This is a genomic window from Pseudomonas panipatensis (assembly GCF_900099785.1).
Classification (GTDB): domain Bacteria; phylum Pseudomonadota; class Gammaproteobacteria; order Pseudomonadales; family Pseudomonadaceae; genus Pseudomonas; species Pseudomonas panipatensis.
In genome coordinates this window covers 196743-213016 of record NZ_FNDS01000001.1, presented here as the reverse complement: position 1 = coordinate 213016, position 16274 = coordinate 196743, and the positions used below count along the sequence as shown (strand labels likewise).

Genomic DNA, 16274 nt, shown 5'->3' with positions numbered 1-16274 from the left:
GCGGGCCGGGCTTCGGCGCGGCAGTTGATACTGCCCGGCCCCTCTGAGGCGCAACCGCAAAGGATAGGCAAAGCCTAGCCAGGCATCCCTGAACCGGCACGGAACCGCGCCCCAACACTGACGGCACGATCAGCCCTGCAACGCTACCAGCCGCTGGCGACTGCGCTCGAACCAGGCGAGCAGGTAATCCACCAGCAACTGGGTACGCCGCGGCAATCCGCCCTGATAGGGATGCACCAGGAACACCGGCGAGGCGCGCGTCTGGTAATCGCGCAGTAACCAGACCAAACGTCCTTCAGCAAGTTCACTCTGAATCATGTACGAGGGCAGACGGCTGATTCCTACACCAGCCATGGCCGCCTTCTTCAGCAGAGTGTAGTGATTGCTCGCCAGCACGCCGGACACCGCGACGCGGAACAATTCGTGGCGACGCTGATAGAGCCACTCCTCGTGGCCCGGATAGTGGGTGTTGAGCAGGCAATTGTGGCCACTCAACTCGGCTGGCTGCCGTGGCTCGCCATGGCTGGCGAGGTAGGCTGGGGTGGCGCAGGTGATCTCCTGCAGGGCGAACAGCGGCCGCGCCACCAGGCGTTCGTCGCCCGTCATGCCGGAGCGGATGGCCAGGTCGAAGCCCTCGGCGACCAGGTCGCGCCGCTCATTGGTCAGATCCAGCTCCAGGCGGATGCCCGGATGAGCACGGGAAAACTCCACCAGCCAGGCATCGAAGAACGTCTCGCCAAGGGACACCGGCACGCTCAGGCGGACCGTGCCCTGCTCCGCTTCCTGCAAGCTCGCCACCGCCTGCCGCGCCCGCGCCGCCTGGGCGTTCAGCGCCTGGGCCTCGGGCAACAGCGCGGCGCCGGCGGCGGTCAGCGACAGACTGCGGGTGGTCCGGTGCAGCAAGGTCACGCCAAGGTCGTCCTCCAGCGCACGGATGCGCTTGGACAACTGCCCCTTGCTGCATCCCAGGCGCTCGGCGGCGCGGGTAAAGCTGCCACAGGCGAGCAGCACGGCGAAGGCGGCGAGATCGTCCAGTTCGCCCATCATTGTTTCCCCATGAAAACGACAGGTTGCCAATTAACCCGATTATCAAAACAAAATACCCACCTAGACTGGTTTCGTCATTTCCCCTCAGCAATGGAGCCAGCATGAAGATCATCCTCATCGGTGCCAGCGGCACCCTCGGCCAGGCCGTGGCCAACGAACTGGGTCAGCGCCATGAAATCGTCCGCGTCGGCCGCAGCAGCGGCGACCTGCGCGTGGACATCACCGACAGCGCCTCGATCAAGGCGCTGTTCGAGCAGACCGGGCCCTTCGACGCCCTGGTCAGCGCCGCTGGCAAGGTGCATTTCGGCGCGCTGGCGGAGATGGGCGAAGCCGAGTTCGCCATCGGTCTCAAGGACAAGCTGATGGGCCAGGTCAACCTGGTGCTGATCGGCAGCCGCTACGCCAACGACGGCGCCTCCTTCACCCTGACCACCGGCATCCTCAGCGACGACCCGATCCGCTTCGGCAGCTCGGCGAGCATGGTCAATGCCGGCGTCGAGGGCTTCGTCCGCAGCGCCGCCCTGGAGCTGCCGCGCGGGCAGCGGATCAACGCGGTCAGCCCGAACGTGCTGGTCGAGTCCATGACCGGCTATGCGCCCTACTTCCGCGGCTTCAAGCCGGTGAGCGCGGCAGACGCGGCGCTGGGTTTCGCGCGCAGCGTGGAAGGCGCGCAGACCGGGCAGGTCTACCGCATCTGGTAAGCGCGCCCGGGAACGCCGTCGGGGCGGATAGCACGCTCGGCGCCATCCGCCCTACTCGCTGAGCCCGGCGTAGCAGGTCGGCGAACTGCCGGGCTGCTGGCGCTCCAGTTCCTCGTCGAGGAAGTCGGCCAGCGCCCGCGCGTTGTTGTGCTGCGTATCCCGCGCGCCATAGAGCAAGGTCAGCTGGCCCTGGCGGGCGATGTCCAGCAGCCGCCACCAGTGCTCGGGATGCGCCGCCAGTTCGGCGCGATAGTCCCGGCAGAACGCCTCGTAGTCCGCAGGGTCCTGGTGGAAGCGCTGGCGCAGCGCATTGGACGGCGCGACCTCCTTCAGCCACTCGTCCAGCGCCAGGGCTTCCTTGCGCAGGCCGCGCGGCCACAGACGGTCCACCAGCACACGGTAGCCATCGCCCTCGGCCACGGCCTCATAGGCACGCTTACAGCGAATCATCCTTCAGCCTCCTACACCCGCGATCAGAAGATTCAAGGCCATCAAGGCGCTTGAGAAGCGCTCGGCCGCTCGGTAACGTGGGCGCATTTTTCGGGAGCCCCCGCCATGCGTTCAGCCCGTTTCGCCCTGTATAGCCTTCTGCCTCTGTTCGCCGCCTGCCAGGTCTGGACCCCCAAGCCCACGGTGGTGAACCTGCCGACCCGAGTACAGGGCGAACTCAGCCGCCAGGGCGATGCGCTGATCCTGCGACCCTGCCAGGAAAATCGCCGCTTCGGCATCGAGGATAGCGCCGATACCGGTCTGGCGCGCGAAGCCCGCGAACTCTTCGCCGGCGGTGCCGACAGCCTGTTCGTCGATGTCCGCGGCAGCTATGGCGGCAGCCGCTCCAGCGGCACCGACGGCGCGCTGCAGGTGGATACCCTGTACCGCATCCAGAACGAAGGCCACGCCTGCGACGATCCCAACTTCAAGCGCACCATCGTCCAGGCCGGCGGCAACGAGCCGGGCTGGAGCGTGATGATCAACGCCCAGGGCCTGTTGCTCGAACGTCCCGGGCAAAAGGCACTGGTAGTGCCCTACGTGGTGGAAAGCGTCCCCGGTGGCAGCAGCAGCTACTCCAGCGAAGCCAATGGCCAGAAACTGGAACTCTGGGTGGCCCCGGCGCGCTGCGTGAACAGCATGAGCGGTGCGGTCAGCACGCTTTCCGCGGAGCTGCGCCTGAACGGCCAGGTTCTGCGTGGCTGCGCCTATCCGGGCGGCGCCAGCAGCGACTGAAGGCGCCCCCCTTCCCACTCAGCCCTGCAAGCCGACGGTTTCGATCGTCGCCGGCAGGGCGACGCCCGCCTCCGCGCACTGCCGCACCGCCTCGATCAGCGGCGCCAACTGGTAGCCCTGCTCACTCAGCCACTTCGGGTCGTAGTAGGTGGTGGCGTAGCGCTCGCCGGCGTCGCAGAGAATCGCCACCAGCGAACCGGACTCGCCATTGGCCAGCATTTGCCGACCGGCGAGCAACGCGCCGATCAGGTTGGTCCCGCTGGACCCGCCGACGTGGCGGCCGAGGCGTTCGGCCAGGTAATACATGGCGGCCAGCGACCAGGCATCCGGCACCTTGGCCATGGCGTCGATCACCGACGGCAGGAAGGATGCTTCGACGCGCGGCCGGCCGATGCCTTCGATGCGCGAGCCGCAATCCAGGGTCAGGCTGCGGTCGCCGCTGCGGTAGGCGTCGAAGAACACCGAGCGCTCGGCGTCGGCGCAGAGTACGCGGGTCTCGTGGCGGCGATAGCGGGCGAAACGCCCGAGGGTGGCCAGGGTGCCGCCGGTGCCGGCGCTGGAAACCAGCCAGGCCGGCTCGGGGAAGCGCTCGTGGCGCATCTGCTGGAAGATCGACTCGGCGATGTTGTTGTTCGCCCGCCAGTCGGTGGCGCGCTCGGCATAGGTGAACTGGTCCATGAAGTGCCCGCCGCTTTCCCGCGCCAGGCGCTCGGATTCGGCATAGATCCGCGTGGGGTCGTCGACCAGGTGGCTCTGGCCGCCGTAGAAGGCGATCTGCGCGATCTTCTCCCGCGAAGTGGTGGCCGGCATCACGGCGATGAAGGGCAGGCCGAGCAGGCGCGCGAAATAGGCTTCGGAGATCGCCGTCGAGCCACTGGAGGCTTCGATCACCGGCGCCCCCGGCTTCAGCCAGCCGTTGCACAGCGCGTAGAGGAACAGTGAGCGCGCCAGGCGGTGCTTGAGGCTGCCGGTGGGGTGGCTGGACTCGTCCTTGAGGTACAGGTCGATGCCCGGCAGGCCTGGCATTTCCAGGGGAATCAGGTGGGTATCGGCACTGCGCTGGAAATCCGCCTCGATGATGCGGATCGCTTCACAGCTCCAGGCACGGGTTCTGGCGGGCATGGGCGGTTCCTCGTCGCGTTCAGTCCAGGACGCCGGCCGGCGGTGGCGGCGCGGCACTGCGCCACTGGCTCAGCGCCACCCCGACGAAGACCAGGGTGGCGGCCAAGGCCTGCTGGGCGTTGAGCACCTCGCCGAGCAGCAGCGCGGCGAAGACCAGGGTGAACACCGGTATCAGGTTGATGAAACCCGAGGCCTGGCTCGCCGGCAGGCGACTGACCCCGAAGTTGTACAAACCATAGGCACCCACCGTGACCACGCTGCCCAGATAGACCAGGGCGAACAGGCCCTGCCCGCTCGGCGCCGGTGGCGTGCCGGCGCTCAGCACGGCCAGCGGCAGGAAGAAGATCGAGCCGATGAAGGCCTGCATGGCGGTCAGGATGAACGGCGAGTAGCGTGCCGACAGGTGCTTGAGCAACAAGGTGTAGCCGCTGGCGCAGAGCATCGCCAGCAGCTCGAAGAAATTCCCCAGGAGCGGCTGCGGCGCGTGCCGGTCGGGCTCGCTGGCCAGGGTCAGCCAGAGCGCGCCGCACACCGCCAGGGCGAAGCCCAGCCAGGTATTGCGGGAGATTCGCTCACGCAGCAGGAGGAAGGCGCCGACCGCCACCAGCAATGGCAACAGCGCGGTGATCATCCCGGCCTGGGCGGCGCTGGTGTACTGCAAGGCGAACGACTCGCAGACGAAGTACAGGCAGGGCTCGCAGATGGCCAGGCCGAGCAGGGACTTCCAGTCGCCCGGACGGTAGTCGATGCGTCCGCGCCAACGCCAGGCGGCAAGGAAGATCAGGCTGCCGATGGCCATGCGCGCGAAAATCACCCACATCGCCGGCCATTCGGCGAAAGCCAGCTTGAGGGCGATGAAGGAACTGCCCCAGAGCGCCATGGCCAACACCAGGCACGCCAGGGCGAACGGCCGGGATTGCTGCACGGGACGCTCCAATGGGAAAACCAGGGAGTATAGAAGCCTGCCCGTGGCGGCCGACAGACACAGCGCCGGGGCAAAACTGTAACGCCGTCCGCCTTACCCGCCAGTCACGCGCGGCGGATGGCGTGGAGCGCTACCCATCGACGGGCCGCGCCGGGTTACTCCCAGGGCTCGCCGCGGGTACGCGATGCGCGCGGCAGGCGTTGCTGCATCGCCGCCTTGGCCAGCAGGTGGGCGCTGACCGGCGCGGTGATGAACAGGAACAGGGTGATCAGCACCTCGTGCAGACTCAGCCCGCCGCCCAGCGTGCTGAAGTACAGCAGCGAGCCGAGCACCACGCCGCCGACGCCCAGGGTCGACGCCTTGGTCGGCGCGTGCAGGCGCGTGTAGAAGTCCGGCAGGCGATACAGGCCGATGGCGCCGAGCAGGGCGAACAGGCTGCCAACCAGCAGCAAGAAGGCGACCAGCGCCTCGATCAGACCGCTCATTCGATGATGTCTCCGCGCAGGAGGAACTTGCACAGCGCCACGGTGCTGACGAAGCCCATCACCGCGATCAGCAACGCAGCCTCGAAATACAGGCCGCTGCCGCGCCAGATACCGAACAGCACGATCAGCGCGATGGCCTCCACCGACAGGGTGTCCAGGGCCAGGATGCGGTCCGCCACGCTCGGCCCGCGAACCAGCCGCGCCACCGTCAGCAGCACGGCCAGCACCAGCAGCGCCAGGCACAGCGGGATCACATGGGCGAGCATTCGAACACCTCCTTCAGCGGCGCCTCGTAGCGCGCCTTGATCTCCGCCACCAGCGCCTGCGGGTCGGGCACGTCGAGGCCATGCACCAGCAGCACGCGGCGATCGGCGCTGAGGTCGGCGGAGACGGTCCCCGGCGTCAGGGTGATGACACTAGCGAGGATGGCGATCGGCAGGTCCTCGCGCAGCGCCAACGGCACCTCGACGAAGGCCGGCTGCAGGCGCCGTGTCGGCCCCAGCACCAGGCGCGCCACCTGCAGGTTGGCTTTGACGATGTCGTAGAGCACCCGGCCGATGAAGCGCAGCAGCAGTCCCGGCCGGCGAATGGGCAGCGGCGCCAGCAGCATGTCCCGGCACAGCAGCGGCAGCGCCAGGGCGAGCACGGCGGCGAGCAGCCAGTGGCCGAAGGAGAAATCGTTGACCAGCAACACCCAGCCCAGCAGCAGGCACAGGCTCAGGAGCGGGTGCGGCAGCAGGCGGCGGATCATGCGCCACCTCCGGCGAGAATCGCCTGGCGGTACAGCTCGCCATCCAGCAATTGCGCGGCCGCGGCCTGGGCATAAGCCAGCAGCGGCTTGGCGCAGGCGACCATGAGCGGGGCGCAGGCCAGCAGGCCGATGGTGGCGAACAGCCGCACGGGGTCACGCTCGGCGTTGCCCAGCACGCTGCGGCCAACGCGCCAGAACAGCGTGCTGCCGGCACGACTCAGGGCGACCAGGGTCACCAGGCCGCTGAGCAGCACCACGCTCCACAACGCCACGGCCGCCCAGCCCGTGGGCAGCGCCTGCAGCAGCAGGACCTTGCCGATGAAACCGGACAATGGCGGCAAGCCGGCCACGGCGATGGCGCCGAGGAAGAACAGCGCGCCGAGCAGGTGCGGCTGCAACAGCGCCGGGCCCTGCACCAGCTCACCGCCCTTGTCGCCACGCTGGCGGGCGATCAGATCGGCGAGGAGGAACAGCCCACCGGCCACCCAGGTGCTGTGCAGCAGGTAATAAAGCGCCGCGCCCAGGGCCGCCTGCGTGCCGATGGCCAGCGCCGCCATCAGGGTGCCGGCGGAGAGCACCACCAGATAGGCCAGCAGCCCCTGCAGGGTGCTCGCCGCCAGCGCGCCCAGGCTGCCGGCGACGATGCCGAGCAGAGCCAGCGGCCACAACCAGTCCTGGGCCAGGTTGGCCAGCTCGCCGGCCTGGGCGCCGAAGATCAGCGTGTAGACGCGCAGGATCGAGTAAATGCCGACCTTGGTCATGATCGAGAACAGCGCGGCGACCGGCGCGCTGGCTTCGGCGTAGGCGCGTGGCAGCCAGAAATACAGCGGCAGCAGGGCCGCCTTGAGGCCGAACACCACCAGCAGCAGCAAGGCCGCGGCGCGCACCAGCGGCGCCTGCTCGGCGCTCAGGTGCGCCACCCGCTGGGCCATGTCGGCCATGTTCAAGGTGCCGCTGATGCCATAGAGCACGCCCACGGCGATCAGGAAGAACGCCGAGCCGACCAGGTTGAGCACCACGTAGTGCAGCCCGGCGCGCACCCGCCCCGCTCCGCCGCCATGCAGCAGCAGCGCGTAGGAGGCGATCAGCAGGATCTCGAAGAACACGAACAGGTTGAACAGGTCGCCGGTGAGGAAGGCGCCATTCAGGCCCAGCACCTGGAACTGGAAGAGCGCATGGAAGTGCCGGCCACGGGCATCGTCGCCGTGCAGCGCATAGATCAGCGCGAAGCTGGCGAGCACGGCGTTGGCCAGCAGCATCAAGGCACTCAGGCGGTCGAGCACCAGGATGATGCCGAATGGCGGCTGCCAGTTGCCGAGGGCATAGAACTGCACCTGGCCGCTGGCGGCCTGCGCCAGCAGGCACGCGCTCAACGGCAGCAAGGCCAGGGTGGCGAGCAGCGACAAGGTCCGGCTGGCACTCTGGCCGAGTCCGCCGCAGAGCAGCAGGCAAGCGCAGAACAGCGGCAGCAGCAGCGGAGCGATCAGCAGATGATTCACCGATCGCCCTCCCCCGGCCTGCCGTCGACATGGTCGTCGCCGGTCTCGGCCAGGCCGCGCAGGGCCAGAACGATGACGAAGGCGGTCATGGCGAAGCCGATGACGATGGCGGTGAGCACCAGCGCCTGGGGGATCGCATCGCCGGCATTGGCCACCTGGCCGAGCACCGCCGGGTCGCCGGCGAGGCGGCCCATGGCGAAGAGGAACAGGTTCACCGCGTAGGAGATCAGGGTCAGGCCGAGCACCACCGGGAAGGTCCGCGCGCGCAGCAGCAGATAGACGCCACTGGCGCTGAGCAGGCCGAGGGTGACGGCGAACAGGGCTTCCATCAGAGCGCCTCCTGGGCGGACGCCGGCGATTCCGGCGGCGGATTGAGTTCGCCGAGGCCGGCGAGGATCAGCAGGGTCGCCCCGACCACCGTGAGGTACACGCCAAGGTCGAAGAGCATGGCCGTGGCCAGCTCGAATTCGCCCACCAGCGGCAGGTAGAAATGGCCGAACGACGAGGTCAGGAACGGATAGCCGAAGGCCCAGCTGCCGAGACCGGTGAGCCCGGCGATGAGGACCCCGAGGCCAGCGCCGCGCGAGTAGTTCAGCGGCAAGCGGGTGCGCACCCAGCGGCTGCCGCAGGCGATGTACTGGAGGATCAGCGCCACCGCGCTGACCAGCCCGGCGATGAAGCCACCGCCCGGCAGGTTGTGCCCGCGCAGGAAGATGAACACCGCCACCAGCAGCGCCAGCGGCAGCAGCAGGCGCGCCAGGCTGGCGAGGATCAGCGGATGGCGCTCGGCCGACCAGGGCCGGCCCTCGCCGTCACGCTCGCGCACCGGCAGGCGCAGCCCGTCGAGCAGGGCGAAGATACCCACCGCGGCGATCGCCAGCACGCTGATTTCACCGAGGGTATCGAAGCCGCGGAAATCGACCAGGATCACGTTGACCACGTTGTGCCCACCGCCGCCGGAAACGCTGTTCGCCAGGTAGTAGCCGGCGATGCTGTCGTAGGGGCGGGTCAGCACGGCGTAGGCCAGCAGTGCCACCATCACCCCGCAGGCCAGGGCCACGAGGAAGTCGCGCAAGCCACGCAGGCTGCTGCTTTCCTTCGGCGTGCGCTGCGGCAGGTAGTACAGCGCCAGCATCAGCAGGACCATGGTCACCACTTCCACCGCCAGTTGCGTCAGCGCCAGGTCCGGCGCGGCGAAGCGGGCGAAGACCAGGGCCACCAGCAAGCCGGCGATGCTCAGTACGATCAGCGCGACCAGGCGTTGCCGATGGAAGGCAGCGGTCAGCGGGCCGCTGAGGGCGAGCAGGGCCAGGCCGAAGGCGGTGACCGCGTCGAGCGAGCTGAGCGGACGCTGGCCGGCCAGGCTCGACAGCGGCGCCAGCCCGGCGCAGACGACCACCAGCGCCGCCAACAGCAGGAGCAGCAGGTAGCGCTGCAGCGAATCGTTCTGCAGTCGCGCGGTGAGGCCCTTGGCGCCGCGCACCGAACGCTGCACCTGCTGCTCGAAGACCAGCTTGGCGTCCAGCGCCGGCAGGCCGGCATACCAGCCGAACAGCGGCTTGCGCTGGACATAGAGCAGCACACCGCCGACCAGTGCGATCAGGCTCATCAGCAAAGGCGTGTTGAAGCCATGCCAGATCGCCAGGCTGTAGTCCGGCGGCGTGCCGTTGAGGCTCGCCGCGACAGCGGCGGATAACAGCGGCGCCACGGTCAGCGAAGGCGCCATGCCAACCAGCAGGCACAGGCCGACCAGCACCTCCACCGGCACCTTCATGTAGCGCGGCGGCTCGTGGGGCTGCTTGGGCAGATTGAGCGGCTCGCCGTTGAAGAACACGTCGTGGATAAAGCGCACCGAATAGCTCACCGAGAACAGCGCACCCAGGGTGGCCAGGCTCGGCATCAACCACTTGAAGCTACCGCTCATGCTCCACGAGAGGGTCTCGCCGAAGAACATCTCCTTGCTGAGGAATCCGTTGAGCAGCGGCACCCCGGCCATGGACGCCGAGGCGACCATGGCCAGCACGGCGGTATGCGGCATGTACTTCCACAGGCCGCTGATGCGGCGCATGTCGCGGCTGCCGGTCTCGTGGTCGATGATCCCGGCGGCCATGAACAGCGAGGCCTTGAAGGTGGCGTGGTTGATGATGTGGAAGATCGCCGCGACGTTGCCCATCGGCGAGTCCAGGCCGAACAACAGGGTGATCAGGCCCAGGTGGCTGATGGTCGAGTAGGCCAGCAGCCCCTTGAGGTCGTTCTGGAACAGCGCGGTGAAGGCGCCCAGCAACAGGGTCGCCAGGCCGGTGAGGCTGACCAGGTAGAACCACAGGTCGTTGCCGGCCAGCACCGGGTACAGGCGCGCCAGCAGGAATACCCCGGCCTTGACCATGGTCGCCGAATGCAGGTACGCCGACACCGGCGTCGGCGCGGCCATTGCGTGGGGCAGCCAGAAGTGGAAGGGAAACTGCGCGGACTTGGTGAACACGCCGAGCAGCACCAGCACCAGCGCCAGCGGGAACAACGGACTGCCCTGCAGCAGCGCGCGCGCTTCGAGCACCCGGGACAGCTCGAAGCTGCCCACCACATGGCCGATCAGCAGGATGCCGGCGAGCAGCGCCAGGCCACCGCCGCCAGTCACCGCGAGGGACATGCGCGCCCCCTTGCGGGCATCCGAGCGCTGGTTCCAGAAGCCGATGAGCAGGAACGAAGACAGGCTGGTCAGCTCCCAGAACACCAGCATCAGCAGCAGGTTTTCACTGAGCACCACGCCAAGCATGGCGCCCATGAACAGCAGGAGGAAGGCGTAGAAGCGCCCGGTCGGCTCCTGCTCGGCGAGGTAGTAGCGGGCGTAGAGGATCACCAGCAGGCCGATGCCGAGGATCAAGAGGGCGAAGAGGAAACCCAGGCCGTCCAGGCGCAGGCTCAGGTTCAGTCCCAGCTCCGGCAGCCAATCGACGCGGGCGAACAGACGCTCGCCCGCCAGCACGCCGCGCTGGCCGAGCAGCAGACCGAGACCGAGCAACGGCGCCAGGGCCGCGGCGGCCGCGCAGGCGTTGCGACCGAAACGCTCGGCCAGCACCGGCAGGCAGCATCCCAGGAAAGGCAGCGCGATCAGCAGCGCCAGCATCATGACCTTCTCCTTACTCGTTCATAGCCTCCGCCCGTTCCATCCAGAACGGACGCGGAATTTCCGATTATCCATGCCTATCGATAAGGCGTCATGGATAGAAATATTTCCAAAAGGCTCACACGGGGCCCGGCCACACCCGCCAGTTCCGGCGAACGGCAAATGACAGCCCCGGAAACGATAGCGCGCGGCACCGGGAACCGGTGTCGCGCGCTTGAAATCGACCGCCGCGCGAGACGCGGCGGTGTCCGCGTATCAGTGAGAGACGCGGCTGGTGCCGTTGACGGTCAGGATGCGCACGCGCTCGCCGACGCGGAACACGGCGCCCTGGTCGACTTCCTGAACGTAGGCGCGGGAGCTGCCGTCGTCTTCACGCACGGTGATCTCCACGCCCTGGGTGCGGGTCAGGCCTTCTTCGGCGGCGGCGCCGGCCAGGCCACCGGCGACCGCGCCGATGATGGCGGTCACGTAGCTGCCACGGCCACCGCCGATGGCGCTACCGCCGATACCACCCACGGCTGCGCCGGCAGCGGCGCCGATCGGGGTCTTGGTGCCTTCGATTTTCACCGGACGCAGCGCTTCGATGGTGCCCCAGCGGACGTTCTGCACGGTACGTGCTTCGTCGCGGCTGTAGGTGTCGCCGGTCAGGCTGGATTGGCAACCGCCGAGAGTCAGGGCCAGGGCCGTGAAACCAGCAACGAAGAAGGCAGAATTACGCATACGGGAACCTCCGAAAAGATTAGGTGGATATTAGACCCTGCCGCGGCATGCGCTGTCACGCGGGCGAGGCCGTAAAATCGGCTTTGTTCAGCGACGGTACAGTTGGCGACCTGCGACAAAACCGCGCCTTTATGTCGCAGCGCGGATTGGATAGGGTCTGCGTCCGCGAGAGGAGCGCCCCATGGACTACTTCATCATCTTCATCACCACCGCCGCCGGCCTGTACTTCCACTGGTGGCTGTTCCGCCGTATCCGCCGCTGGATGGACCGCGACCTGGCGCTATCGCTGGCCGGCGACGATCCGGACAAGCGCAGCTACCTGCTGCGCTGCCTGGAGCGAGCCAAGGCAGAAGGCGTCAAGCGCCGCGACCTGCCCACCTGGCTGCAACGGGCCGCCGAGGACTACCGCGCCGACTGAGCCAGGCTCCACAACCGCGCCAGTTCCTCGGCGCGCGCTTGCAATTCTCCGGCGGCGCCGGCCAGCGCCTCGGCCAGGCTGATCGGCCCCGGCGCCAGGCTGAAGGCTGCGGCGATACCGACCTCATGCAAACGCGCATAGCCCTCGCCGAGGCTGCCGGCCAGGGCGATCACCGGCACCCCCGCGGCGGCCGCCGCTCGCGCCACCCCGACCGGGGTTTTGCCGTGCAGGCTCTGCGCGTCCAGGCGGCCCTCGCCGGTGATCGCCAGATCGGCGCCAGACAGCGCCTCGGCCAGCCCGGAGACTTCCGCGACCAATTCGATGCCCGGCCGGAAACGCGCCCGCAGGAACGCCCGCGCGGCGAAGCCGAGGCCGCCGGCCGCACCGACACCGGGGAAGCGGCTGTGATCCTCGCCCAAGGTCTGCGCCGCCACCGCCGCCAGGCGTTGCAGTGCCTGATCCAACTGCTCGACCTGCGCCGGGCTGGCGCCTTTCTGCGGACCGAACACAGCGGACGCGCCACGCGCTCCGCACAGCGGATTGTCGACATCGGCGGCGACCTCTACCTCGGTCTCCGCCAAGCGCGGGTCCAGGCCGTCCAGCTCGATCCGCTGCAAGCGCGCCAGCTCGGCGCCACCATCGCCCAGCGGCGCGCCCTGCGCATCGAGGAAGCGCACGCCCAAGGCCTGCAGCAGGCCCATGCCGCCATCGTTGGTGGCGCTGCCGCCGAGGCCGAGTATGAGCTTGCGCGCCCCGCCGTCGAGGGCCGCGCGAATCAGCTCGCCGGTGCCATAGCTGGTAGTGCGGGTCGCATCGCGCTGCGCCACGGGGACCCAATGCAAACCGCTGGCGGCGGCCATTTCGATGACCGCAGCGCCCTCCCCCAGCCAGCCCCAGTGCGCCAGCACCGGTTCGCCGAGGGGACCGCGCACGCGACATTCGCGCCGCTCACCGCTGGTCGCCGCCAGGACCGCGTCCACCGTGCCCTCGCCGCCATCGGCCATGGGCCGCAGGAGAATCTCGTCGGTCGGCCGCGCCCGGCTCCAGCCACGGGCGATGGCAGCGGCGACCTCGGGGGCGGACAGGCTTTCCTTGAAGGAATCGGGGGCGATCACGACCTTCATGCAATGACCTCGGGCAGGGAATTCAGCAGCGCTTCGAGACGGCGCGAGCGATCGCGGGCCAGGCCCGCGATGCGTGGCGGGAAGGAGAAACTCAGGGCGCCAGGCGCTCGCGCACCCAGGCGTCGCCGTCCAGGCGGTAATTCAGGCGATCGTGCAAACGGCTGGGGCGGCCTTGCCAGAACTCGATGCGCACCGGCAGCAGGCGGTAGCCGCCCCAGTGTTCGGGGCAATGCGGGGCACTGTCCATGAAGCGCTTCTCGGTTTCCGCCAGCAGGCGCTCCAGTTCCTCGCGGCCACTGATCACCCGGCTCTGCGGCGAGGCCCAGGCGCCCAGACGGCTGCCCAGCGGGCGCACGCGGTAATAGGCGTCGGACTCTTCGGCGGAGACTTTCTCCACCCGCCCTTCGATGCGCACCTGGCGCTCCAGCGCCGGCCAGAAGAAGGTCATGGCCGCGCGGGGGTTGGCGGTCAGTTGATCGCCCTTGGCGCTGTCGTAGTTGCTGAAGAAGGTGAAACCGCGGTCATCCAGCCCCTTGAGCAGGAGCACGCGGCAATGCGGCTGACCGTCAGGGTCGACGGTGGCCAGGGTCATGGCGTTGGGTTCGACAGGCAGTTGCTCGGTCTTCACCGCCTCTTCGAACCATTGTTGGAACAGACTGAGCGGCTCAGCGGGCGCGTGCGCCTCGCTGAGTCCGTCACGGGTGTATTCACGGCGCATGTCGGCCAGGGTCTGGGCCATTGGGAATTCTCCTACACAGGCGGAAACCCTAGCTTAACCAGAGAAGCATCCCAATGCTTGACCGGCGACAAACGCCGCGCTGGCTTATTTGCTCTGGGCCAGGGCCAGCAGGTTGCCGCGCGAGGTCAGCAGCACTTCGACGCGACGATTGAGGGCGCGGCCCTTGGCGGTCTTGTTGTCCGCGCGCGGCTGGTCGCCACCGACGCCCTTGAAGCGCAGGCGGTCGTTGCCCAGGCCGCTGAGGTGGAAGATCGCCGCCACCGCCTGGGCACGTTGCAGGCTGAGCTTGTCGTTGTCGGCCTTGTTGCCGCTGCTGTCGCTGTGGCCGAGCACCACCACGCCGCTCTGCGGATCGTCCTGGACCAGCTTGGCGACCTTGCTCAGCGGACCCAGGGTGTTGGGCAGCAGGAGTTCGTGACGCTTGGCGTTGAACGAGGTATCCGCCGGGGCGATCAGCGCCAGGGCATTGTCACGGCGCTCGACGCTGAACTTGCTGCCGGCCACGGCGCTGCGCAGGGCCTTCTCATAGCGGTCCAGCCATTCCTTGGTGACCGGCACGTTCGGCACCGGCGCCTGCTCCGCGGCCTGCGCCGGCGCGGCCGCCGCGCTGGCGGCGGCGGCGTTCGAGGCGCCGAACGGCCACCACCAGTGCCCGCCGGCAGGCTGTTCGGCCGCGGCGACCTTGGCCGCCACCGGCTGTGCCGCCGGCGTGGCGACGGGGGCGTTGGCGGCGGCTTCATCGGCCTTGCCAAACGGCCACCACCAGTGGGCTGCGCTGGCGGTCTGTTCAGGCGCGGCGCCGCCCTGGGACTGGAAATGGCTGCAGGCGGACAGGCCAACGCAGAGGAGCAGGGTCGAGGTCTTGAGCAATCTCATGGGACGAAATCCATCGGAAAGACAACGGGATTGGCGAGCGGCGCGAGGCACGCGGGCGCAATACTTCATAGTTGAGCTTAAAAGTTGAACATAACTGACTAAGCTGCAAGGGGATTTTATTGTTCGGGCGACGAGTGGCCGCGGCAATGCGGCAAACCTGAAAGTGCCTGTGCGGGCACGCCCCCATGACCGGCGAGAATACCTGTCACGCGGGGCTTCGAGCCGGGCGGCAGCGGAAGGTTCCACGCTGCCGCGGGCAGTCCGTCGACCGGTACGCCGCTACAGGCATTCGCCGGCGATGCGCGCCAGCTTCTGCGCGCGCGGGTCCATCAGCACATAGGGGCCAAGGGTATTGGTGACGAAGCCGAATGCCAATTCCCGCTCGGGGTCGGCGAAACCGACCGAACCGCCGGCACCCGGATGGCCGAAAGCGCGCGGACCGAGGCCATAGGTGGCGTTGGCCAGTTCCGGCTGGTCGAGCATGGTGCCCAGGCCGAAGCGCGTGCAGGTGAGCAAGGTGCGATCCTCGCCGCGCCGGTGCTCGCGGGTCAGTTCGGCGAGCAGCGCCGAATCCAGCAATCGGCCCTGCAGCAGACCGCTGTAGAAGCCGACCAGGGCCCGGGCATTGCCGTGGCCATTCGCCGCCGGCTGCTGCATCCGCCGCCATTCCGCTTTGTTGGTGCTGGTGAGGATCGACGGCGGGTTGGTGAAGGCCCGCGTGCTCAGGGCCGTCGGCTCGCTCATCATGGTCCGCAGCAGGCGCTGCGCGGCGGCATCGCCGAGATTGCCCTTGGCCCGGGCGATATGCGCGACACGGGGAAACTCGCTGTCGGCCAGGCCGATATGGAAGTCCAGCCCCAGGGGCTTGGCGGTGCGTTCGATGATTGCCGGGCCCGGCTCGCGGCCATCGATGCGCCGGATCAGCTCGCCAACCAGCCAGCCATAGGTGATGGGCGCGTAGCCATGCTCGCTGCCGGGGGTCCACCAGGGCTGCTCGGCGGCCAGCGCGGCGGTCATCGCCGTCCAGTCGTACAGGGCCTCGGCGGGCAACAGGTCGCGCAGGGCCGGCAAGCCGGCGCTATGGCTGAGCAACTGCCGCGCGCTGATGGCCTGCTTGCCGGCCGCGGCGAACTCCGGCCAGTAGCGCGCCACCGGCGCGTCCAGATCGAGCTTGCCCTCGCCGGCCAGTTGCAGGGCGGCGACCGCGGCAAAGGTCTTGGTGCAGGAAAACAGGTTGAGGATGGTGTCGGCGTGCCAGGCCTGGCCCTCCTCCTTGCCCGCATTGCCGGCCCAGATATCCACCAGGGTCTCGCCGCCGACCTGGATGCACAGCGCGGCGCCGCGCTCCTGCGGGTCGGCGAACAGCGCACTGAACGCAGCGGCGACGGGGGCGAAGTGGCTATCGAAGTGGCCGTGCAGGGTCATGGACGAACTCCGGGTAGAGAGGCAAGGCGGACATTCTTCCAGCGCCACCGGAGCTTGTGAACCCTGCGTAGGTTCGGCCGCACCAGCATGAGCG

18 protein-coding genes are annotated in these 16274 nt (G+C 68.4%); 3 read left to right on the top strand and 15 right to left on the bottom strand.

The features are described from left to right. Positions 1-129: 129 nt before the first annotated feature. Positions 130-1044 carry a LysR family transcriptional regulator gene (locus BLQ74_RS01040; RefSeq protein ID WP_090259936.1) on the bottom strand — a complete coding sequence of 305 codons (915 nt, stop codon included), beginning with the start codon at positions 1042-1044 and terminating at the stop codon, positions 130-132. Between the two features lie 104 nt (positions 1045-1148). Here BLQ74_RS01040 and BLQ74_RS01035 point away from each other — a divergent pair, with 104 nt between their 5' ends. Then, on the top strand, positions 1149-1748 hold the full coding sequence (locus BLQ74_RS01035; protein WP_090259934.1) for a short chain dehydrogenase: 600 nt from the start codon (positions 1149-1151) through the stop codon (positions 1746-1748). A gap of 51 nt (positions 1749-1799) precedes the next feature. Here the strand turns inward: BLQ74_RS01035 and BLQ74_RS01030 are convergent, their stop codons facing one another. Then, positions 1800-2198, bottom strand: a complete 399-nt coding sequence (locus BLQ74_RS01030; RefSeq protein ID WP_090259932.1) for a DUF488 domain-containing protein — start codon at positions 2196-2198, stop codon at positions 1800-1802. 105 nt (positions 2199-2303) lie between these two features. Here BLQ74_RS01030 and BLQ74_RS01025 point away from each other — a divergent pair, with 105 nt between their 5' ends. After that, entirely contained in the window at positions 2304-2972 is a 669-nt protein-coding gene (locus BLQ74_RS01025) for a COG3650 family protein (RefSeq protein ID WP_090259930.1), read from the top strand. A gap of 18 nt (positions 2973-2990) precedes the next feature. Here the strand turns inward: BLQ74_RS01025 and BLQ74_RS01020 are convergent, their stop codons facing one another. The 9 genes from BLQ74_RS01020 to BLQ74_RS00980 form a co-directional block, all read right to left on the bottom strand. Next, positions 2991-4094 (bottom strand): PLP-dependent cysteine synthase family protein, encoded by a 1104-nt coding sequence (locus tag BLQ74_RS01020; RefSeq protein WP_090259928.1) that lies wholly within the window; start codon positions 4092-4094, stop codon positions 2991-2993. 19 nt (positions 4095-4113) lie between these two features. Then, on the bottom strand, positions 4114-5019 hold the full coding sequence (locus BLQ74_RS01015; protein WP_090259926.1) for a DMT family transporter: 906 nt from the start codon (positions 5017-5019) through the stop codon (positions 4114-4116). 155 nt (positions 5020-5174) lie between these two features. Continuing rightward, a complete protein-coding gene (locus tag BLQ74_RS01010) occupies positions 5175-5504 on the bottom strand; it encodes a Na+/H+ antiporter subunit G (RefSeq protein WP_090259925.1) in 330 nt (109 codons plus the stop codon). Next, positions 5501-5770 carry a K+/H+ antiporter subunit F gene (locus BLQ74_RS01005; RefSeq protein WP_090259924.1) on the bottom strand — a complete coding sequence of 90 codons (270 nt, stop codon included), beginning with the start codon at positions 5768-5770 and terminating at the stop codon, positions 5501-5503. The genes BLQ74_RS01010 and BLQ74_RS01005 overlap by 4 nt, the downstream gene beginning before the upstream one ends. Beyond that, positions 5755-6255 (bottom strand): Na+/H+ antiporter subunit E, encoded by a 501-nt coding sequence (locus BLQ74_RS01000; protein WP_090259922.1) that lies wholly within the window; start codon positions 6253-6255, stop codon positions 5755-5757. The genes BLQ74_RS01005 and BLQ74_RS01000 overlap by 16 nt, the downstream gene beginning before the upstream one ends. Further along, entirely contained in the window at positions 6252-7754 is a 1503-nt protein-coding gene (locus BLQ74_RS00995; protein ID WP_090259920.1) for a monovalent cation/H+ antiporter subunit D, read from the bottom strand. Before BLQ74_RS00995 ends, BLQ74_RS01000 begins: the two co-directional genes overlap by 4 nt. Then, positions 7751-8083 carry a Na+/H+ antiporter subunit C gene (locus BLQ74_RS00990; protein WP_090259916.1) on the bottom strand — a complete coding sequence of 111 codons (333 nt, stop codon included), beginning with the start codon at positions 8081-8083 and terminating at the stop codon, positions 7751-7753. The genes BLQ74_RS00995 and BLQ74_RS00990 overlap by 4 nt, the downstream gene beginning before the upstream one ends. Next, positions 8083-10881, bottom strand: coding sequence for a monovalent cation/H+ antiporter subunit A (locus BLQ74_RS00985; RefSeq protein WP_090259914.1), 2799 nt, complete (start codon positions 10879-10881; stop codon positions 8083-8085). Before BLQ74_RS00985 ends, BLQ74_RS00990 begins: the two co-directional genes overlap by 1 nt. Before the next feature lie 252 nt (positions 10882-11133). Next, positions 11134-11598, bottom strand: coding sequence for an outer membrane lipoprotein (locus BLQ74_RS00980; protein WP_090259911.1), 465 nt, complete (start codon positions 11596-11598; stop codon positions 11134-11136). Between the two features lie 181 nt (positions 11599-11779). Here BLQ74_RS00980 and BLQ74_RS00975 point away from each other — a divergent pair, with 181 nt between their 5' ends. Beyond that, a complete protein-coding gene (locus BLQ74_RS00975; RefSeq protein ID WP_090259909.1) occupies positions 11780-12016 on the top strand; it encodes a hypothetical protein in 237 nt (78 codons plus the stop codon). Here the strand turns inward: BLQ74_RS00975 and BLQ74_RS00970 are convergent. From BLQ74_RS00970 to BLQ74_RS00955, 4 genes are all read right to left on the bottom strand, one after another. Then, complete coding sequence (locus BLQ74_RS00970) at positions 12001-13140, bottom strand: glycerate kinase (protein ID WP_090259906.1); 1140 nt, start codon at positions 13138-13140, stop codon at positions 12001-12003. The genes BLQ74_RS00975 and BLQ74_RS00970 overlap by 16 nt on opposite strands. Positions 13141-13231: 91 nt before the next feature. Beyond that, a complete protein-coding gene (pdxH, locus tag BLQ74_RS00965; RefSeq protein ID WP_090259904.1) occupies positions 13232-13879 on the bottom strand; it encodes a pyridoxamine 5'-phosphate oxidase in 648 nt (215 codons plus the stop codon). Positions 13880-13963: 84 nt separating this feature from the next. Further along, positions 13964-14755, bottom strand: a complete 792-nt coding sequence (locus BLQ74_RS00960; RefSeq protein ID WP_090259902.1) for an OmpA family protein — start codon at positions 14753-14755, stop codon at positions 13964-13966. Positions 14756-15034: 279 nt separating this feature from the next. Then, complete coding sequence (locus tag BLQ74_RS00955; RefSeq protein ID WP_090259900.1) at positions 15035-16180, bottom strand: serine hydrolase domain-containing protein; 1146 nt, start codon at positions 16178-16180, stop codon at positions 15035-15037. Positions 16181-16274 lie beyond the last annotated feature (94 nt).

Bases quoted from the DNA above. Each gene is read 5' to 3' on its own strand.
- BLQ74_RS01005 (WP_090259924.1), bottom strand. From the start codon at position 5,770: ATGCTCGCCCATGTGATCCCGCTGTGCCTGGCGCTGCTGGTGCTGGCC.
- BLQ74_RS00990 (WP_090259916.1), bottom strand. From the start codon at position 8,083: ATGGAAGCCCTGTTCGCCGTCACCCTCGGCCTGCTCAGCGCCAGTGGC.
- BLQ74_RS01020 (WP_090259928.1), bottom strand. From the start codon at position 4,094: ATGCCCGCCAGAACCCGTGCCTGGAGCTGTGAAGCGATCCGCATCATC.
- BLQ74_RS01000 (WP_090259922.1), bottom strand. From the start codon at position 6,255: ATGATCCGCCGCCTGCTGCCGCACCCGCTCCTGAGCCTGTGCCTGCTG.
- BLQ74_RS00955 (WP_090259900.1), bottom strand. From the start codon at position 16,180: ATGACCCTGCACGGCCACTTCGATAGCCACTTCGCCCCCGTCGCCGCT.
- BLQ74_RS01040 (WP_090259936.1), bottom strand. From the start codon at position 1,044: ATGGGCGAACTGGACGATCTCGCCGCCTTCGCCGTGCTGCTCGCCTGT.
- BLQ74_RS00980 (WP_090259911.1), bottom strand. From the start codon at position 11,598: ATGCGTAATTCTGCCTTCTTCGTTGCTGGTTTCACGGCCCTGGCCCTG.
- BLQ74_RS00985 (WP_090259914.1), bottom strand. From the start codon at position 10,881: ATGATGCTGGCGCTGCTGATCGCGCTGCCTTTCCTGGGATGCTGCCTG.
- BLQ74_RS00970 (WP_090259906.1), bottom strand. From the start codon at position 13,140: ATGAAGGTCGTGATCGCCCCCGATTCCTTCAAGGAAAGCCTGTCCGCC.
- BLQ74_RS01010 (WP_090259925.1), bottom strand. From the start codon at position 5,504: ATGAGCGGTCTGATCGAGGCGCTGGTCGCCTTCTTGCTGCTGGTTGGC.
- BLQ74_RS01030 (WP_090259932.1), bottom strand. From the start codon at position 2,198: ATGATTCGCTGTAAGCGTGCCTATGAGGCCGTGGCCGAGGGCGATGGC.
- BLQ74_RS00960 (WP_090259902.1), bottom strand. From the start codon at position 14,755: ATGAGATTGCTCAAGACCTCGACCCTGCTCCTCTGCGTTGGCCTGTCC.
- BLQ74_RS00975 (WP_090259909.1), top strand. From the start codon at position 11,780: ATGGACTACTTCATCATCTTCATCACCACCGCCGCCGGCCTGTACTTC.
- pdxH (WP_090259904.1), bottom strand. From the start codon at position 13,879: ATGGCCCAGACCCTGGCCGACATGCGCCGTGAATACACCCGTGACGGA.
- BLQ74_RS01035 (WP_090259934.1), top strand. From the start codon at position 1,149: ATGAAGATCATCCTCATCGGTGCCAGCGGCACCCTCGGCCAGGCCGTG.
- BLQ74_RS01025 (WP_090259930.1), top strand. From the start codon at position 2,304: ATGCGTTCAGCCCGTTTCGCCCTGTATAGCCTTCTGCCTCTGTTCGCC.